Source organism: Streptomyces sp. NBC_01092 (assembly GCF_045039535.1).
Taxonomy (GTDB): Bacteria; Actinomycetota; Actinomycetes; order Streptomycetales; family Streptomycetaceae; genus Streptomyces.
Genome location: NZ_CP108659.1, coordinates 7,325,729 through 7,344,340, shown reverse-complemented (window position 1 = coordinate 7,344,340; position 18,612 = coordinate 7,325,729). Strand labels below are relative to the sequence as shown.

The following is an 18,612-nucleotide window of genomic DNA, read 5'->3' as shown; positions in this document are numbered from 1 at the left end:
ACTGCACCTCCCCCACAAAAGGAGCTCGTGTGACCCCCCTCTACGCGCGTCGCAAGCGCACGACCCTGGCCATCGCCACCACTGTGGCCGCCGGGGCCCTCCTCACCACCGCGCTGACCACCGGTGGTTCGGCCGCCGCGGCCCCCGCGGACGCCGGCACCAAGGCCACCTCGCTGGCCGTGCCGGTCGCGCTCGCCCCCGCCGCGCGCACCACGCTCATCAAGGACCAGCAGGCCAAGGCGGCCGACACCGCCGACGAGATAGGCCTCGGCACCCAGGAGAAGCTGGTCGTCAAGGACGTCGTCAAGGACGCCGACGGCTCGGTCCACACCCGCTACGAGCGCACCTACGCGGGCCTGCCGGTCCTCGGCGGCGACCTGGTCGTCCACGAGTCGGCGTCCGGCGCGAGAAAGGGCGTGACCAAGGCCACCATCAAGGTCGCCTCGCTCAAGCCGGCCGTCACGGCCGCCAAGGCCGAGACCCAGGCCGTCAAGTCGGCGAAGGCAGCCGGCTCGGAGAAGACCGCGGCGGACAGCGCGCCCCGCAAGGTGATCTGGGCGGCCAACGGCAAGCCGACCCTCGCCTACGAGACCGTCGTCGGCGGCCTCCAGGACGATGGCACCCCGAACGAGCTGCACGTCATCACCGACGCCGCCACCGGCAAGAAGCTGTTCGAGTACCAGGGCATCGAGACCGGCAGCGGCAAGAGCCTGTACTCGGGCACGGTCACGCTGGGCACGACCAAGTCGGGCTCGACGTACCAGCTCTACGACACCACGCGCGGCGGCCACAAGACGTACAACAAGGCCCGCAGCACCAGCTCCTCCGCCGGCACCCTGTTCACGGACGCGGACGACACCTGGGGCACCGGCAGCGCCTCCAGCTCCTCCACCGACCAGACCGCCGCCGTCGACGCGGCCTACGGCGCGCAGGAGACCTGGGACTTCTACAAGAACACGTTCGGCCGCAGCGGCATCAAGAACGACGGCAAGGCCGCGTACTCGCGCGTCCACTACGGCAACGCCTACGTCAACGCGTTCTGGGACGACAGCTGCTTCTGCATGACGTACGGCGACGGCACGGGCAACACCAACCCGCTGACCTCGCTGGACGTGGCGGGCCACGAGATGACGCACGGCGTCACCTCCAACACCGCGGGCCTGAACTACAGCGGCGAGTCCGGCGGCCTGAACGAGGCCACCTCCGACATCTTCGGCACGGCGGTGGAGTTCTACGCGAACAACTCCAACGACGTCGGTGACTACCTCATCGGCGAGAAGATCGACATCAACGGCGACGGCACCCCGCTGCGCTACATGGACAAGCCGAGCAAGGACGGCGGGTCCAAGGACAGCTGGTCCTCGTCGCTGGGCGGCCTGGACGTCCACTACTCCTCGGGCCCCGCGAACCACTTCTTCTACCTCCTCTCGGAGGGCAGCGGCGCGAAGACGATCAACGGGGTGAGCTACGACTCCCCGACGTCCAACGGCTCGACGGTCACCGGGATCGGCCGCGACAAGGCCGCCGCGATCTGGTACAAGGCGCTGACCGAGTACATGACCTCGACCACCAACTACAAGGCCGCCCGCACGGCGACGCTGAGCGCGGCGTCCGCCCTGTACGGCTCCACCAGCACGGAGTACAAGACGGTGGCGGCCGCCTGGTCGGCCATCAACGTGAGCTGACGCGCACGTAGCTGACAGGGGCGGCACCCGGGACGAAGGCATCCCCGGGTGCCGCCCTACTCTTGGGACCCATGTCCTTCACGTACGACCACGTCGGCGCGACCCGGGAGCACGGCTTCTGCCCGCCCGGCTTCCACCCCCTGCACGTGCGCACCCGCATCGGCGAGGGCGAGGACGTCTTCCGCCGAGCCGCGGAGGCGGTGATGACCTGGGAGATGCACCGCGCGATGGGCGTAGGCATAGACACCTCCGCCGACCGAGCGGCCCCCGAGGTCGACGTCACGGTCACCCTCGCCGGCGTTATCAAGGCCCCGTGCCGGGTCGTCTGGACGGCGAACGAATACCGCCGCATCGGCTGGGCCTACGGCACCCTGTCCGGCCACCCGGAGTGCGGCGAGGAGGCGTTCCTGGTGGAACGCACCGGCGACGGCACCGTCTGGCTGACGGTGCGCGCCTTCAGCCGGGGGGCGAAGTGGTACGCGCGAGCGGGCGGGGCGGCTACGCGGGGGTTGCAGCATGCGTATGCGCGGCGCTGCGGTGCGGTGTTGCGGCGGTTGTGCGAGGGCCTGGGCGAGTAGGAACTCGCCCGGACCACCCGGCCTGCCCGTGCGTGAGGGCTACCGCAGCAACACCCCCGCCCCCTCCCCCACATCCTCCGAAGGCACCGCCACCAAGCCCAGCTCCGCGCTCGACGCCAGCAACCGGTGCGCCGGAAGGATCCGGACCGTGTAGCCGTACGGGCCCGTGCGCTCCAGGGACAGTGGTCCCTCGTAGACCCAGCGCCCGTCGCCGTCCGGGCTGCCGACCGGCTTCAGGGGCGCCGTCGACGCGTCCGCGATGCGGTCCTCCGCGTCGACCCGGCCCGAGACGACCTGGACCTCCACGTCGTCGGGGGCGAGGCCGCCGAGGGCGACGCGGACGCGGAGGGTGAGGGTCGTGCCGAGTTCGGCCGTGGCCGTCGCCGTCACGGTCGGCACCGAGGTCTCCACGTGGTCGACGCTCACGTCGTGCCACGCCGAGCGGACCCGTGCCTTCCAGCCCGCCAGTTCGCGCGCCGCGTCCGCCGTCATCGCGCGGTGGGCGTGCGCGGCGGGCGTGTAGAGGCGCTCCACGTATTCGCGGACCATCCGGCCCGCCAGGACCTTCGGGCCGAGCAGGGTGAGGGTCTGGCGGACCATCTCGATCCAGCGGTCCGGCAGGCCGGACGGGCCGTGCTCGTAGAAGCGGGGCGTGACGCGTTGTTCCAGCAGGTCGTACAGCGCCGCGGCCTCTATGTCGTCCCGGCGGTCCGGGTCCGTGCCGGTGCCGTCGGCCGTGGGGATCGCCCAGCCGAAGTCCGGCTGGAACCACTCGTCCCACCAGCCGTCCAGGACGGACAGGTTGAGGCAGCCGTTCAGGGCCGCCTTCATGCCCGACGTGCCGCACGCCTCCAGGGGCCTGAGCGGGTTGTTCAGCCAGATGTCGCAGCCGGGGTAGAGCTTCTGGGCCATCGCCATGCCGTAGTCCGGCAGGAAGACGAGGCGGTGGCGCACGCGCGGGTCGTCGGCGAACCTCACCAGCTCCTGGACCAGGCGCTTTCCGCCGTCGTCCGCCGGGTGCGCCTTGCCCGCCACCACGATCTGGATGGGGCGCTCCGGGTGCAGGAGCAGGTCCATCAGACGGTCACGGTCGCGGAGCATGAGGGTGAGGCGTTTGTACGACGGGACCCTGCGCGCGAAGCCGATCGTCAGGACGTCGGGGTCCAGCACCCCGTCGATCCAGCCCAACTCGGCCGTTCCGGCGCCGCGTTGGCGCCAGGACGCGCGCAGCCGCTCCCGCACCTCCATCACGAGCTGCTCCCGCAGCACCCGCCGCAGCTCCCAGATGTCCTGGTCGGCGATCTCCCCGACCGCGTCCCAGCGGTCCGAGCCGCCGACGGTCAGCGCATCCTCGGTGCGCTGGGCGCCGATCTGGCGGGCGCCGAGGCGGAAGACCTCGGGCGCGACCCAGGTCGGGGCGTGGACGCCGTTGGTGACCGAGGTGATCGGGACCTCGTCGGGGTCGAATCCCGGCCACAGGCCCGAGAACATCTCGCGGCTGACGTTGCCGTGCAGCAGCGAGACGCCGTTCGCCCGCTGGCCCAGGCGCAGGCCCATCACGGCCATGTTGAAGAGGTTCGGCTCGCCGCCGGCGTACGTCTCCATGCCGAGCTGGAGGATGCGCTCGACGTCGATGCCCGGCAGTTCGGCGTCGGGCCCGAAGTGATGGGCGACCAGCTCGCGGTCGAAGCGGTCGATTCCGGCCGGGACGGGGGTGTGGGTGGTGAAGACCGTGCCGGCGCGGACCGCCTCCAGGGCGGAGTCGAAGTCCAGCCCCCCGTCGGCCAGTTCGGCGATGCGCTCCAGGCCGAGGAAGCCCGCGTGGCCCTCGTTGGTGTGGAAGACCTCGGGGGCCGGGTGGCCGGTCAGACGGCAGTACGTCCGCACCGCCCGCACCCCTCCTATGCCCAGCAGCATCTCCTGCAACAGCCGGTGCTCGCTGCCGCCGCCGTAGAGCCGGTCGGTCACCCCGCGTTCGCCGAGGTCGTTCTCCTCGACGTCGGAGTCGAGCATCAGCAGCGGCACCCGGCCGACCTGCGCGAGCCAGACGCGGGCGTGCAGCTGCCGGCCGCCGGGCAGGGCCAGGGAGATCTGGGTGGGGGTGCCGTCGGGTTCCTTCAGGAGCGCCAGCGGCAGCTCGTTGGGGTCCAGGACGGGGTAGTGCTCCTGCTGCCAGCCGTCCCGGGACAGGGTCTGGCGGAAGTAGCCGTGCCGGTACAGCAGCCCGACGCCGATGAGCGGGACGCCGAGGTCGCTGGCGGCCTTGAGGTGGTCCCCGGCGAGGATGCCGAGGCCGCCGGAGTACTGGGGCAGGGCGGCCGTGATGCCGAACTCGGGCGAGAAGTAGGCGACGGCGGCGGGGAGTTCGGCGGACTGTTCCTGGTACCAGCGCTCGCCGGTGACGTAGTCGCCCAGGTCGCCGGCGACCGCGGTCAGCCGGCGCAGGAAGCGGCGGTCCTCGGCCAGCTCCGCAAGGCGCGCGGGCGACACGCTGCCCAGCAGCCGTACGGGGTCGTTGCCCGAGGCGGCCCAGCGCTCGGGGTCCACGGACTGGAAGAGGTCACGGGTCTCCGCATGCCAGGACCAGCGCAGATTGCGCGCCAGATCGCTGAGGGGCCGGAGGGGTTCGGGGAGGACAGGTCGGACGGTGAATCGACGGATCGCCTTCACGGTTCACCTCGGGCAGCGCGTGGCAGGGGACACACGGCGGTGTGGGTCCCGTCATCGCCCCCGACGGTATCGGTATGCGGGGCTTCGTCACCACAGTGCGTTTTTGCGCCTGTCAAGCGGAGGGCGCAAGGAGCACCTTCGTCCGAAATCGAGCGCAACCTTTGCACATCCCCCATAGCCGATATGGCCGATTCCGCCCCCGTAGGCGTCCTTGTGGCGACTTCTCACCTCACGAGAGGGTGACAGATGGCGTACCGGCCACACCGGGTGCACCCGGCGATCCACGGCCGCCGTGCGCCGAGTCGAGGAGGGGAACTCACACCATGGCTCGGACGCGAATACGGCGTCTGCGCCGGGCGGGTGGGCTGACCGCGGTGACCTGTGTCGCCGCGCTTTCGGCCACCACCATGCCCGCGCACGCCGCACCGGAGGGGCAGATACTCGGCGCCGGGGACCCCGGCGCCGTCAGCGGCAGTTACGTGGTGACACTCAAGGGGGGAACGAAGGCTCCGTCGGCGGCCGGAAAGAGCCTCGCCGAGAAGTACGGGGCGAAAATCAGCCACACCTACGGCACGGTTCTCAACGGCTACTCCATCCGGGCGGGCGAGAGACAGGCCAAGCTGCTCGCGGCCGACCCACGGGTCGCCTCGGTCGTCCAGGACACCCGGGTGACTCAGGAACACACCCAGAAGAACCCGCCGTCCTGGGGCCTCGACCGCATCGATCAGGCCAACCTTCCGCTGGACAAGAGCTACACCTGGCCCGAGTCCGCGGGCACCGGGGTGACGGTCTATGTCATCGACACCGGCATCCGCATCTCCCACAAGGACTTCGGGGGCCGCGCGAGCTACGGCTGGGACTTCGTCGGCAACGACCGGACGGCGAGCGACGGCAACGGCCACGGCACCCATGTCGCCGGCACCATCGCGGGCAGGCAGTTCGGCGTCGCCAAGAACGCCAAGGTCGTCGCCGTACGCGTCCTGGACAACGCCGGCGGGGGCACGACGGCCCAGGTCATCGCGGGTATCGACTGGGTGACCAAGCACGCCGGGAAACCGGCGGTCGCCAACGTCAGCCTCGGCGGCTACCGCAACGCGCAGCTGGACGCCGCCGTGCGCAACTCCATCGCCGCAGGCGTCACCTACACGGTGGCGGCGGGCAACGACGGGCTGCCGGCCGGCCTGTACTCCCCCGCGGCGGTGCGGGAGGCGATCACCGTCGGCGCCACCGGCAAGAACGACGCACGGGCGGGCTTCTCCAACACCGGCTCGGTGCTGGACCTGTTCGCCCCGGGCGTGTCGATCACCTCGGCGTCGTACGCGAGCAACACCGGGCGGGCCACCTACTCCGGTACGTCGATGGCGTCGCCGCACGTGGCGGGCGTGGCCGCGCTCTATCTGGCCGACCACCGCAAGGCGTCGCCGGCGCAGGTGTCCAAGGCGCTGGTGGCACAGGCGGTGTCCGGCAAGGTCTCCGGCCGCGGGCTGGGCTCACCGAACAAACTCGTGCAGGTACCGGGCTCGTAGCGGCCACTTCCCGGCGAAGTCAGGACACCGGCTCCGTTCCTGAGGAACGGGGCCGGTCTTGTGCGTAGACATACGCGTGAGTAGTTAACAAAGTGCCGGATTGCCCACCCGAATAGGGTGGGAAGGCTCCTCCGGTACACCCCACCCGTGCGCCCCCGGGCGCACACCCACGCGGCGGAGCCGCATCGTCGGCTCAGCCACACGCAGGACCCACCTCCCCATAGCCATCCGCCCACCCACGTTGACGCGGACAGGAGCGGTCATGCCCGCCATGCACCACCAGTCGTCCACACCCCCGACGCCCCGCACCGAAGCACCCCCAGTCCCCCGCGCCACCGCCGCCGACCCCGGACCGCCGGCTCCGGAGCGAACCTCCGCGACCGACACGGCCGGCGGTGTCGGGCGTATACCGGTTCTCGACGTCCGCCCGGTCGTCCAGCACGGGCGCCGGCCCGCGAAGGCGGTCACCGGCGAGACCTTCGAGATCTCGGCGACCGTGTTCCGGGAGGGACACGACGCCGTGGCCGCCAATGCCGTACTCACCGATCCGGACGGCCGCCCGGGCCCCTGGACGCCGATGCGTGAACTCGCCCCCGGCACCGACCGCTGGGGCGCCGACGTCACCCCCGGCGAGCCGGGCCACTGGACCTACCACGTGGAGGCCTGGGGCGATCCCATCCGCACCTGGCGGCACCACGCCCAGATCAAGATCCCGGCCGGAATGGACACGGAGCTGGTGCTGGAGGAGGGCGCGCGGCTGTACGAGCGCGCCGCCACCGCAGTGCCCGAGGGCGAGGGGCGGCCGGTGATCCTCACGGCCGCCGAGGCCCTACGGGACGAAGGCCGCCCGGCCGCGTGGCGGTTGGCGGCCGCGCTGACTCCCGAGGTCGACGCGGTGCTGGGCCGGTATCCGTTGCGGGAACTGGTGACCGCCTCGGACCCGCTACCGCTCCTGGTCGAGCGCGAACGCGCCCTGTACGGCTCCTGGTACGAGTTCTTCCCCCGCTCCGAAGGCACCCCCGAACAGCCCCACGGGACCTTCGAGACGGCCGCGCGCCGGCTGCCCGCGATCGCCGCGATGGGCTTCGACGTCGTCTACCTCCCCCCGATCCACCCCATCGGCACCACCTACCGCAAGGGCCCGGACAACACCCTGTCCGCCGGCCCCGACGACGTCGGCGTGCCCTGGGCCATCGGCTCCCCCGAGGGCGGCCACGACGCCGTCCACCCCGACCTCGGCACGATCGAGGACTTCGACCGCTTCGTCGCGAAGGCGGCCGAGCTGGGCCTGGAAGTCGCCCTCGACTTCGCCCTGCAGTGCTCCCCCGACCACCCCTGGGTCCACAAGCACCCGGAATGGTTCCACCACCGCGCGGACGGGACGATCGCCTACGCGGAGAACCCGCCGAAGAAGTACCAGGACATCTACCCGATCGCCTTCGACGCCGACATGGACGGCCTGATCGTCGAGACGCTGCGGGTACTGCGGCACTGGATGGCCCACGGCGTGCGGATCTTCCGGGTCGACAACCCGCACACCAAACCGGTCGTGTTCTGGCAGCGGGTGATCGCGGACATCAACCGCACCGACCCCGACGTGATCTTCCTGGCCGAGGCGTTCACCCGCCCGGCGATGATGCACACCCTGGCCCAGACCGGCTTCCAGCAGTCCTACACCTACTTCACCTGGCGCAACGGCAAGCAGGAGCTGACCGACTACCTGACCGAGCTGTCCGGCGACGCGGCGGCCTACATGCGGCCCAACTTCTTCGCCAACACCCCCGACATCCTGCACGCCTACCTCCAAAACGGCGCCCGCCCCGCCTTCGAGGTCCGCGCCGTCCTCGCCGCCACCCTCTCCCCCACCTGGGGCATCTACAGCGGCTACGAACTGTGCGAGAACACCCCCCTGCGCAAGGGCAGCGAGGAATACCTCCACTCGGAGAAGTACCAACTACGCCCCCGCGACTGGGAGACAGCCGAGCGTGAGGGGCGTACGATCACGCCACTCCTCACCAGGCTCAACACCGTCCGGCGCGCGAATCCCGCGCTGCGGCAGCTGCGCAATCTGCACTTCCATCAGGCGGACAAGGACGAGGTGATCGCCTACTCGAAGCGGCAGGGATCGAACACGGTTCTGGTGGTCGCCAACCTCGACCCGCACCACACCCAGGAGGCCACGGTCTCGTTGGACATGCCGCAACTCGGCCTGGACTGGCACGAGTCGGTGCCGGTGCGCGACGAGCTCACCGGCGAGACCTATCACTGGGGCAGGGCCAACTATGTGCGCCTCGAACCCGGCGGCGCGCATGTGCTTGTCGTCGGCTGGGGGTCCGGGGGTTATCCGCCGGATAGGCACAGCCGTGTTCTGCGACCGTCCACCCCGCAGATCGGAGGGTCACCCACAAAATGATCGTCAACGAGCCCGTTCAGGACACCTTCGAGGACACGCCTGCCAAGGATCGTGACCCGGATTGGTTCAAGCGCGCCGTCTTCTACGAGGTCCTGGTGCGCTCTTTCCAGGACAGCAACGGCGACGGTGTCGGCGACCTCAAGGGCCTCACCGCCAAACTCGACTACCTGCAATGGCTCGGCGTCGACTGCCTGTGGCTGCCGCCCTTCTTCAAATCACCGCTCCGCGACGGCGGCTACGACGTCTCCGACTACACCGCCGTCCTACCGGAATTCGGTGACCTCGCCGACTTCGTGGACTTCGTGGACTCGGCCCACCAGCGCGGTATGCGGGTCATCATCGACTTCGTCATGAACCACACCAGCGACCAGCACCCGTGGTTCCAGGAATCGAGGAAAGACCCCGACGGCCCCTACGGCGACTACTACATGTGGGCCGACGACGACAAGCAGTACGCCGACGCCCGCATCATCTTCGTCGACACCGAAGCCTCCAACTGGACCTTCGACCCGGTCCGCAAGCAGTACTTCTTCCACCGCTTCTTCTCCCACCAGCCGGACCTGAACTACGAGAACCCGGCCGTGCAGGAGGAGATCCTCTCGGCGCTGAGGTTCTGGCTGGACCTCGGAATCGACGGTTTCCGGCTGGACGCGGTGCCGTATCTGTATGCCGAAGAAGGCACGAACTGCGAGAACCTTCCCGCCACGCACGAGCTCCTGAGGCGGGTGCGCAAGGAGATCGACGCCCACTACCCGGACACGGTGCTCCTGGCGGAGGCGAACCAGTGGCCGGAGGACGTCGTCGACTACTTCGGCGACTATTCCAGCGGTGGCGACGAGTGCCATATGGCGTTCCACTTCCCCGTCATGCCGCGCATCTTCATGGCGGTGCGCAGGGAGTCGCGGTACCCGGTCTCGGAAATCCTCGCCAAGACCCCGGCCATTCCCTCCGGCTGCCAGTGGGGCATCTTCCTGCGCAACCACGACGAGCTGACGCTGGAAATGGTCACCGACGAGGAACGCGACTACATGTGGGCGGAATACGCCAAGGACCCCCGCATGCGCGCCAACATCGGAATCCGGCGCCGGCTGGCACCCCTGCTGGACAACGACCGCAACCAGATCGAGCTGTTCACCGCGCTGCTGCTGTCCCTGCCCGGCTCGCCGATCCTCTACTACGGCGACGAGATCGGCATGGGCGACAACATCTGGCTCGGCGACCGCGACGCCGTGCGCACCCCCATGCAGTGGACCCCGGACCGCAACGCCGGCTTCTCGTCCTGCGATCCGGGACGGCTGTATCTGCCGACGATCATGGACCCGGTCTACGGCTACCAGGTGGCGAACGTCGAGGCGTCCATGGCCTCGCCGTCCTCGCTCCTGCACTGGACCCGCCGCATGATCGAGATCCGCAAGCAGAACCCGGCGTTCGGACTCGGCTCCTACACCGAACTCCCGTCGTCGAACCCGGCGGTCCTCGCCTTCCTGCGTGAATACGAGGACGATCTGGTCCTGTGCGTGCACAACTTCTCGCGGTTCGCGCAGCCGACGGAACTCGATCTGCGCAGGTTCAACGGCCGACATCCCGTCGAGCTGTTCGGCGGGGTGCGATTCCCGGCCATCGGTGAGCTCCCGTACTTGCTGACCCTCGGGGGCCACGGCTTCTACTGGTTCCGGCTGCGCAAGGACGCCGCCTGAGAGCCCGGCGGGGCGGTTTCCACCGCCCCGCCCGGGGCACGCAGAAGTAACACCCCGACCACCCGGGGAAAGGACGCGACGCCATGTCGGAAGCCGTCACCCGTACCGTCACCCTCCCGCCCGGCCTCCTTGCGTCACTGGATCCACTGCTACGGGAATGGCTGCCACGGCAGCGGTGGTTCGCGGGCAAGGGGCGTCCGGTCACCGGGTTCTCGCTGGTCGCGGCGACCGAACTGCTGCCGCCCGGCGGCAAGCTGGGCCTGTACCACCTGCTGGTGCGCGCCCATCAGCCGCTCGCGCCGGTAGCGGGCGCACCCGAGCAGCCCGCCGACTGCTACCAGCTCGTGATAGGCGACCGCGAGGCGCTCCCACCCCGGCTGGCGCCGGCGCTGATCGGGCACGTGACCGAGGGCCCGCTCACCGGACGCACGGTGTACGACGCCCTGTACGACGCCCGTCCCGCCGAGCTGCTCCTGGAGGCCCTGCGCACCGGGGCCCGGATCGGCGCGCTGCGCTTCGAACGGGACGGCGACCAGGAGATCAGGTCGGCCCTGGTGCCGCGCCTGGTCACCTCCGAACAGTCGAACTCGTCGGTCGTCTACGGCGATACGTTCATCCTGAAGCTGTTGCGCCGGGTCGTGCCCGGCGTCAATCCGGACCTGGAGCTGCCGCTCGCGCTGGCCCGCGAGGGCTGCGACCGGGTGCCCGCGCCGACGGCGTGGTTCTGCTCGGAGCTGGCGGGTGAGTCGTACGTACTGGGCGTGCTCCAGCCCTTCGTGCAGGGCGCGGCGGACGGCTGGGAGCTGGCGCTGCGCGAGCTGGCCAAGGGCGAGGACTTCGCCGCCGAGGCGCGGGCGCTGGGGCGCACGACCGCCGAGGTGCACACCGCGCTGGCCCGCACGCTGCCGACGGTGACGCTGGGGCACTCCCAGGTGCAGCAGTTGGTCGACGGCATGGTCGAGCGGCTGGACGCGGCCGCCCAGGCGGTGCCGGCGCTGCGGCCGTACGCGCCCGCGCTGCGCTCCGCGTTCGAGGCGCTGGCCGATCTCGCCGCCGAGGGCTGCACCTGGACCGCCCAGCGCATCCACGGCGATCTGCACCTCGGGCAGTGCCTGCGCTCGCCGGGCGGGCGTTGGTGGCTGATCGACTTCGAGGGCGAGCCGTCGAAGCCGCTGGCCGAACGGCGGATGCCGCAGCCGCCGGTGCGGGACGTCGCCGGGATGCTGCGTTCGTTCGACTACGCCGCCCACTCGGCCGACCTGCCGGTACCGGGCTGGGCCGAGGCCTGCCGGGCCGCGTACTGCTCCGGGTACGCGCAGGTCAGCGGCACCGATCCGCGGACCGACCCGGTGCTGCTGCGGGCGTACGAGACCGACAAGGCGATCTACGAGGTCGTCTACGAGGCCCGCCACCGCCCGGACTGGCTCCCGGTGCCGCTGTCGGCCATAGGCCGTCTCGCCGCGGACGCCGGCGCCCCGCCCGGCTCCACCTCCTCTCCCTCCCTCCCCTCATCCCCACCCTCGCCTAGGAGGCCCCGCCCGTGACCCCCCGCACCACTCCCTCCAGCGGCTCGGAAGCCGAGAACACGACCGAGCAGTCGGTCGAGACGACGAGCGTCGCCAAAAGGGCGACGACCAAGGCCGCCGAGGCCGCGGAGGCCGTGCGGAAGGGGACGGCGAAGAAGGCGGCGGCGAAGGCCGCCGGGCAGAAGAAGGCTGCCGCGAAACGGACGGCCGAGAAGAAGGCCCCGGCGAAGAAGGCGGCCGCCAAGAAGGCCGTCGCGAAGAAGGCGGGGGCGAAGAAGGCCACCGCGAAAACGACGGCCTCGAAGACGACGGCCTCAAAGAGCACGGCCGCCAAGACCACCGCCGCCAAGAGCACCGCCGCCAAGAAGCCCGCCGGCAAGAAGATCCCCGCGCAGAAGGCGACGCAAAAGAAGATCCCCGCGCAGAAGGCGGTCACGAGGCCGGCCGAGCCCGTGGAGGTCGCCGTCTCCCCCGCCCTCGACGCGGCCGACCGCGACCGGCTGCTCACCGGCACGCACCACGACCCGCACTCCGTCCTCGGCGCCCATCCGATGCCCGGCGGTGTCGCTTTCCGGGCCTTCCGACCGTACGCCCTGTCGGTGACCGTCGTCGCGGGGAGCCTGCGGGCCGAACTGCACGACGACGGGGAGGGATTCTTCTCGGGGTTGCTGCCGCTGCTGGAGGTGCCGGCGGACTACCGGCTCCTCGTCGCGTACGAGGGGTCGGTGCGGGAGACCGAGGACGCGTACCGCTTCCTGCCGGCGCTCGGCGAGCTCGATCTCCATCTGATCGGTGAGGGACGGCACGAGGAGCTGTGGCGGGCCCTGGGCGCCGAGCCGATGACCCACATGGGCGTGACCGGCACCCGCTTCACGGTGTGGGCGCCGAACGCCCGGGGCGTGTCCCTGGCCGGGACCTTCAACTTCTGGGACGGCACGGGGTATCCGATGCGTTCGCTCGGCGGCACCGGTGTGTGGGAGCTGTTCGTGCCCGAAATCGGCGAGGGCGAGCTGTACAAGTTCGAGATCACCCGGCCCGACGGCTCGAAGACGCTGCGCGCAGATCCGCTGGCCCGCCACACGGAGGCCCCGCCCAACACGTCGTCGGTCGTGTTCGCCTCGCGGCACGAGTGGGGCGACGCGGCGTGGCTGGCCAGGCGCGGGCAGGTCCCGACGCATGAGGCACCCTTCTCGGCGTACGAGGTTCATCTGGCCTCCTGGCGACCCGGTCTGACCTACCGCCAGCTGGCCGAACAGCTCCCCGCGTACGTCAAGGACCTGGGCTTCACCCACGTCGAGCTGATGCCGGTCGCCGAGCACCCCTTCGGCGGCTCGTGGGGCTACCAGGTCACCGGCTTCTACGCGCCCACGGCCCGGCTCGGCACGCCGGACGACTTCAAGTACCTCGTCGACCGCCTGCACCAGGCCGGCATCGGCGTACTGATGGACTGGGTACCGGCGCACTTCCCGCGCGACGACTGGGCGCTGGCCGAGTTCGACGGCCGTCCGCTCTACGAACACGAGGACCCGCTCCGCTCCGCGCACCCCGACTGGGGCACGCTGGAGTTCGACTTCGGCCGACGCGAGGTGCGCAACTTCCTGGTCGCCAACGCCCTTTACTGGTGCGAGGAGTTCCACATCGACGGGCTCCGGGTGGACGCGGTGGCGTCGATGCTCTACCTGGACTACTCGCGCGAGCCGGGCCAGTGGGTGCCGAACGAGCACGGCGGGCGGGAGAACCTGGACGCGGTGGCGTTCCTGCAGGAGATGAACGCGACGGTGTACCGGCGGGTGCCGGGGGTCGTGACGATCGCGGAGGAGTCGACGGCCTGGGACGGCGTGACCCGCCCGACGCACGTGTCCGGTCCCGGCGGTTTCGGCGGCCTGGGCTTCGGGCTGAAGTGGAACATGGGCTGGATGCACGACTCGCTGGAGTACATCGCCAAGGAGCCGGTGCACCGCAAGTACCACCACAACGAGATGACGTTCTCGATGGTGTACGCGTACAGCGAGAACTACGTCCTGCCCATCTCCCACGACGAGGTCGTGCACGGCAAGCGGTCGCTGGTGTCGAAGATGCCGGGCGACTGGTGGCAGCAGCGCGCCAACCACCGTGCCTACCTGGGCTTCATGTGGGCCCACCCGGGCAAGCAACTGCTCTTCATGGGGCAGGAGTTCGCGCAGGGCGCCGAGTGGTCGGAGGCGCACGGGCCGGACTGGTGGCTGCTGGACCCGGCGTACGGGGCGGAGCCCGACCACCGGGGAGTGCGGGACCTGGTCCGCGACCTGAACACGGTCTACGTCCACACGCCGGCCCTCTGGCAGCGGGACACCGACCCGTCGGGCTTCCAGTGGGTGGTGGGTGACGCGGCGGACGACAACGTCTTCGCGTTCCTGCGCTACGACGCGGAGGGAGCTCCGCTGCTGGCGGTGTCGAACCTCTCACCGGTTGTCCGGCACGAGTACCGCCTCGGCGTCCCGGACGACGTCCCGGCGTGGCACGAGACGGTGAACACCGACGCGGCCCGGTACGGCGGCAGCGATGTCACCAATCCCGACCCGGTCAAGCCGGAGCCACAGCCGTGGCACGGCCGCGCGGCCAGCATCCGCCTGACGTTGCCTCCGCTGGCGACGGTCTGGCTGCGGCCGGCCTAGTTCGTCCCGTCCCCGGGGGCTGCCGCCCCCGGACCCCCGCTTTCGGCCCTGAACGGGCCTCGTCCTCAAACGCCGGACGGGCTGAAAAACCAGCCCCTCCGGCGATTGAGGAGCGGGGTCTGGGGCGGAGCCCCAGAAGGATGGGACGGGTAGGGGCGGCGGGGGCGATCCAGGTTTCAGGCGGTGGTCAGCGCCTTCGGCAGCCGTCCCGTATGCAGCACTCCCAACCGCTGCGTAGCCCGCGTCAGCGCCACGTACAGATCGCTCGTGCCGTACAGCCCCGGTTCCACCACCAGCACGGAGTCGAACTCCAGGCCCTTCGACTGGCGGGGGTCGAGGAGGACGACCGACTGGGTGAGGTCGGGCTCCGTCCCCGCCGTCACCCCGTCAAGCCGCGCCGCCAGCTTGCCGTGCAGATGGCGCGGCGCGATGACCGCCAGTCGGCCCTCGGCCGGCGTGAGCTCCTCGACGGCCTTGGCCACCGCGCCGGGCAGGTCGTCGGTGGCACGCACCCAGGGACGTACACCGGTGGACCGTACGGAACTCGGCGGTTCGAAGTCCGGGTTCTCCGCGCGTACGACCGCCGCCGCGAGGTCCATGATTTCGGCCGGCGTGCGGTAGTTGACGCCGAGGCGGGTGTGCTCCCAGCGGTCCTCGACGTACGGCTGAAGGATCTTCTGCCACGAGCCGACGCCCGCCGCCTCCGCCGTCTGGGCCGGGTCGCCGACCAGGGTCATCGAGCGGGTGGGGGTGCGCCGCATCAGCAGCCGCCAGGCCATCGGCGACAGCTCCTGCGCCTCGTCGACGATGATGTGCCCGAACGCCCAGGTGCGGTCGGCCGCCGCGCGCTCGGCGGCGCTGCGGTGGTCGTCCTCCTCCTGGCGCTCGGCGAACCGCTCGGCGTCGATGATGTCGTGCGCGGACAGGACCTCGGAGTCCTGCTCGTCCTTGTCCTCGAACTCGTAGGTGCGCGAGGCGTACGAGACGTCCAGCACGCCCTGTGCGTACGCGACCTGCGTCTCCCGCTCCCGCTCGGCCAGCGCCCGCTTCACCCGGTCGTCCTCGCCGAGCAGTTCGGCCGCTTCGTCGAGCAGCGGTACGTCCGCCACCGTCCACGCCCGTGTCACGGGCCGGCGGATCGCGGCCACGTCCTCGTCGGGCAGATGGCCGACGGGGTCGGCGAGGAAGTCCGCGACCAGGCGCTGCGGGGTCAGCCGCGGCCACAGCTGGTCGACGGCCGCCCACACCTCGGGGTTCTCGGCGAGCTCGTCGCGGATCTGGGTGACGTCGGTGGTGTCGAGGAGGCTGCTGCCGTCGTACGGGTCGGTGCCGACCCGCTCGGCGTACAACTCGGTGAGGGTGTTGAGGATGTGGCCCTCGAAGTGCTCCCGCGCCGCGTTGTGCGGCAGCCGCGCGGCACGGGCCTTCTCGCGCGCCACCTTCACCAGGCCGTCGTCGAGCATCAGGATCTCGCGGTCGTGCTCGATCGCGATCACCGGGTCGGGCAGCGCCTGCCAGTCCCGTACGACCTCGGCGAGCACGTCCGCCATGTCGGCGCGGCCCTTCACCGCGGCCGCCTCCCGGGTGTCGGTGGCCGTCGCCTTCACGCCGGGGAACAGCTCGCCGACGGTGGCCAGCAGCACGCCCGTCTCGCCCAGTGAGGGCAGGACCTCGCCGATGTAGCCGAGGAAGGCGGGGTTGGGGCCGACGATCAGGACCGCGCGCTTGGCGAGCAGTTCACGGTGTTCGTAGAGGAGGTAGGCGGCGCGGTGCAGGGCGACGGCCGTCTTGCCGGTGCCCGGACCGCCCTCCACCACCAGCACCCCGCGGTGCGGCGCCCGGATGATCTCGTCCTGCTCGGCCTGGATGGTCTGCACGATGTCGTTCATCCGGCCGGTGCGCGCGGTGTTCAGCGCGGCGAGCAGGACCGCGTCGCCCGTCGGGTCCTCGTGCCCGGTGCGCTCGCGGTCCCCGAGGTCGAGGATCTCGTCGTGCAGGGCGGTGACCGTACGGCCGCCGGTGGTGATGTGCCGCCGGCGCCTGAGCCCCATCGGGGTGTGGCCGGTGGCCAGGTAGAAGGGGCGGGCGACGTCCGCCCGCCAGTCGACGAGGATCGGCGTGCGCTCGGCGTCGTCGGTGCGCAGGCCGATCCGGCCGATGTGGTGGGCCACGCCCGAGGAGAGGTCGATCCGGCCGAAGCACAGCGATCCGTCCACGCCGTTCAGCGCGGCCAGCAGCCCCGAGCGCTCGGCGACGAGGATGTCCCGCTCCAGCCGGGCCTGCATGGGCGTGTTGCCCTGGGCGAGCGCGTCCGTGACGGAGTTCTCGGTGTCACCGCGCAACGCGTCCACGCGCGCGTACAGGTCGTCGATGAATTCCTGCTCGCGCCGCATTTCACCGTCTTGAAATTCGGTGTTTGACAATTCTGCTCCCGCCCGGATATACTGTGCTCACTGAACTTCACCGCGACCGAATTCACGCGAAGTCGCGAACCATTGAATATACCCAAAGAAATCCCCCGAGCACAATTGCTCGGGGGATTTCTTGTGTTCCGGTTCGTGTCCCGGGCGCAATCACAGCACGTCGGCGAGCTCCTCCAGCAGTCGCCGCTTGGGCCGGGCGCCCACCATCGCCTTCACCGGCTCACCGCCCCGGAAGACCATGAAGGTCGGCATCGACAGCACCTTGTACACGTTGGTGGTGTCCGGGTTGGTGTCCACGTCCAGCTGCACGACCTTCAGCCGCTCGCCCTCCTCCGCGGCCAGGGCGCTGAGCACCGGCCCCATCTGACGGCACGGTGGGCACCAGTCGGCGGTGAACTCCACCAGCACCGGCAGCTCCGCCCCGATCACCTCCGTCTCGAAGTCCGCGTCCGTCACCTCGGCCACGCCCGCCGCTCTGATCACAGCTCCTGCCCTCCCAGTTCGCACAACGGTGGTGGTTCCCCCTCGGCCATCGCCAGCCGCAGGCCGATCTTGACCCGCACGGCCTGCAACTCGCCGATCAGCGCGTCGAGCTCGTCCAGCTTGCGCCGGTAGACCGCGAGCGAGGCGGGACACGAGTCGCCCTCCGGATGCCCGGCCCGCAGACACTCCACGAAGGGCCGGGTCTCCTCCAGGTCGAACCCGAAGTCCTGCAAGGTCCTGATCTGCCGCAGCAGCTTCAGGTCGCCCTCGTCGTAGGTCCGATACCCGTTGCCGCCGCGCCGCGCGGGCAGCAGCCCCCGCGACTCGTAGTAGCGCAAGGTGCGCGTCGTGGTCCCGGCCCGCGCGGCCAGCTCGCCGATTCGCATGCCTACGAACGTAATCCTTGACGCCGACGTCAGGGCAACCGCGGCAGGAGCGGCTTCCTCGGCAGCGGGGAGGACAGCACGATCGATGTCGTCGTCCTGCCCAGCGCCGAGATCTGTTCGAGGATCTCCTCCAGGTGGACGGTGTCCTCGACGGCAACCTTGAGGATCCAGCAGTCCTCTCCGACGACGTGGTGGACCTCGACGATCTCGGGGCGCTCGATCAGCTCCAGGGTGCGGGGATGACGCAGGGTGTAGCCGCCGTGCGGGTTGACCCGGATGAAGGCCTGGATGCCGTAGCCGAGCCGGGCGGGGGCGATCTGCGCGCCGTATCCCGTGATCGCGCCCGCCGCCTCCAGCCGCCGCACCCGCTCGGTGACCGCTGCCGGGCTGAGGCGCACGCGCCGCCCGAGCTCGCTGAGCTTGATCCGGCCGTCGGTCTGGAGGAGCTCCAGGATCTGCCGGTCCAGGGCGTCGAAGGCCACCGATGTTTCGACGGCGGACGGGCGCAACTGCCGTGGTTCTTTCGGCACGGTGACCGGATCTCCCATGTCTTCCCCTTCAGGACGCGGTG

General features: G+C 70.5%; 12 protein-coding genes. 7 read left to right on the top strand and 5 right to left on the bottom strand.

What is annotated here, in order from left to right:
* The first annotated feature begins 29 nt into the window (after positions 1-29).
* Together OG254_RS33520 and OG254_RS33515 are read left to right on the top strand one after the other, a co-directional pair.
* On the top strand, positions 30-1,685 hold the full coding sequence (locus OG254_RS33520; RefSeq protein WP_405589237.1) for a M4 family metallopeptidase: 1,656 nt from the start codon (positions 30-32) through the stop codon (positions 1,683-1,685).
* A gap of 71 nt (positions 1,686-1,756) precedes the next feature.
* Positions 1,757-2,263 (top strand): DUF1990 family protein, encoded by a 507-nt coding sequence (locus tag OG254_RS33515; RefSeq protein WP_405589235.1) that lies wholly within the window; start codon positions 1,757-1,759, stop codon positions 2,261-2,263.
* 39 nt (positions 2,264-2,302) lie between these two features.
* Here OG254_RS33515 and OG254_RS33510 read toward each other — a convergent pair whose 3' ends face one another.
* Positions 2,303-4,933: a glycosyltransferase family 1 protein gene (locus OG254_RS33510; RefSeq protein ID WP_405589232.1), complete on the bottom strand. Its 2,631-nt coding sequence runs from the start codon at positions 4,931-4,933 to the stop codon at positions 2,303-2,305.
* 323 nt (positions 4,934-5,256) lie between these two features.
* On the opposite strand from OG254_RS33510, the gene OG254_RS33505 reads away from it, so the two are divergent.
* The 5 genes from OG254_RS33505 (at position 5,257) to glgB (ending at position 14,749) form a co-directional block, all read left to right on the top strand.
* The gene (locus OG254_RS33505) at positions 5,257-6,459 is read left to right on the top strand and encodes a S8 family peptidase (RefSeq protein WP_405589229.1); all 1,203 of its coding nucleotides are present in this window, start codon (positions 5,257-5,259) and stop codon (positions 6,457-6,459) included.
* A gap of 262 nt (positions 6,460-6,721) precedes the next feature.
* The gene (locus OG254_RS33500) at positions 6,722-8,872 is read left to right on the top strand and encodes an alpha-1,4-glucan--maltose-1-phosphate maltosyltransferase (protein WP_405589227.1); all 2,151 of its coding nucleotides are present in this window, start codon (positions 6,722-6,724) and stop codon (positions 8,870-8,872) included.
* The gene (gene treS / locus OG254_RS33495) at positions 8,869-10,569 is read left to right on the top strand and encodes a maltose alpha-D-glucosyltransferase (protein WP_405589225.1); all 1,701 of its coding nucleotides are present in this window, start codon (positions 8,869-8,871) and stop codon (positions 10,567-10,569) included. Before OG254_RS33500 ends, treS begins: the two co-directional genes overlap by 4 nt.
* Before the next feature lie 83 nt (positions 10,570-10,652).
* Complete coding sequence (locus OG254_RS33490; protein ID WP_405589222.1) at positions 10,653-12,113, top strand: maltokinase N-terminal cap-like domain-containing protein; 1,461 nt, start codon at positions 10,653-10,655, stop codon at positions 12,111-12,113.
* The gene (gene glgB, locus OG254_RS33485) at positions 12,110-14,749 is read left to right on the top strand and encodes a 1,4-alpha-glucan branching enzyme (RefSeq protein WP_405589219.1); all 2,640 of its coding nucleotides are present in this window, start codon (positions 12,110-12,112) and stop codon (positions 14,747-14,749) included. Before OG254_RS33490 ends, glgB begins: the two co-directional genes overlap by 4 nt.
* 176 nt (positions 14,750-14,925) lie before the next feature.
* Here the strand turns inward: glgB and OG254_RS33480 are convergent, their stop codons facing one another.
* The 4 genes from OG254_RS33480 to OG254_RS33465 form a co-directional block, all read right to left on the bottom strand.
* Complete coding sequence (locus OG254_RS33480) at positions 14,926-17,142, bottom strand: HelD family protein (RefSeq protein ID WP_405589216.1); 2,217 nt, start codon at positions 17,140-17,142, stop codon at positions 14,926-14,928.
* Positions 17,143-17,322: 180 nt separating this feature from the next.
* Positions 17,323-17,637, bottom strand: coding sequence for a thioredoxin family protein (locus OG254_RS33475; protein ID WP_405595347.1), 315 nt, complete (start codon positions 17,635-17,637; stop codon positions 17,323-17,325).
* A 14-nt stretch (positions 17,638-17,651) separates the two neighbouring features.
* Complete coding sequence (locus OG254_RS33470) at positions 17,652-18,041, bottom strand: MerR family transcriptional regulator (RefSeq protein WP_405589213.1); 390 nt, start codon at positions 18,039-18,041, stop codon at positions 17,652-17,654.
* 29 nt (positions 18,042-18,070) lie between these two features.
* The gene (locus OG254_RS33465) at positions 18,071-18,589 is read right to left on the bottom strand and encodes an Lrp/AsnC family transcriptional regulator (protein WP_405589211.1); all 519 of its coding nucleotides are present in this window, start codon (positions 18,587-18,589) and stop codon (positions 18,071-18,073) included.
* Between the last annotated feature and the right edge of the window lie 23 nt (positions 18,590-18,612).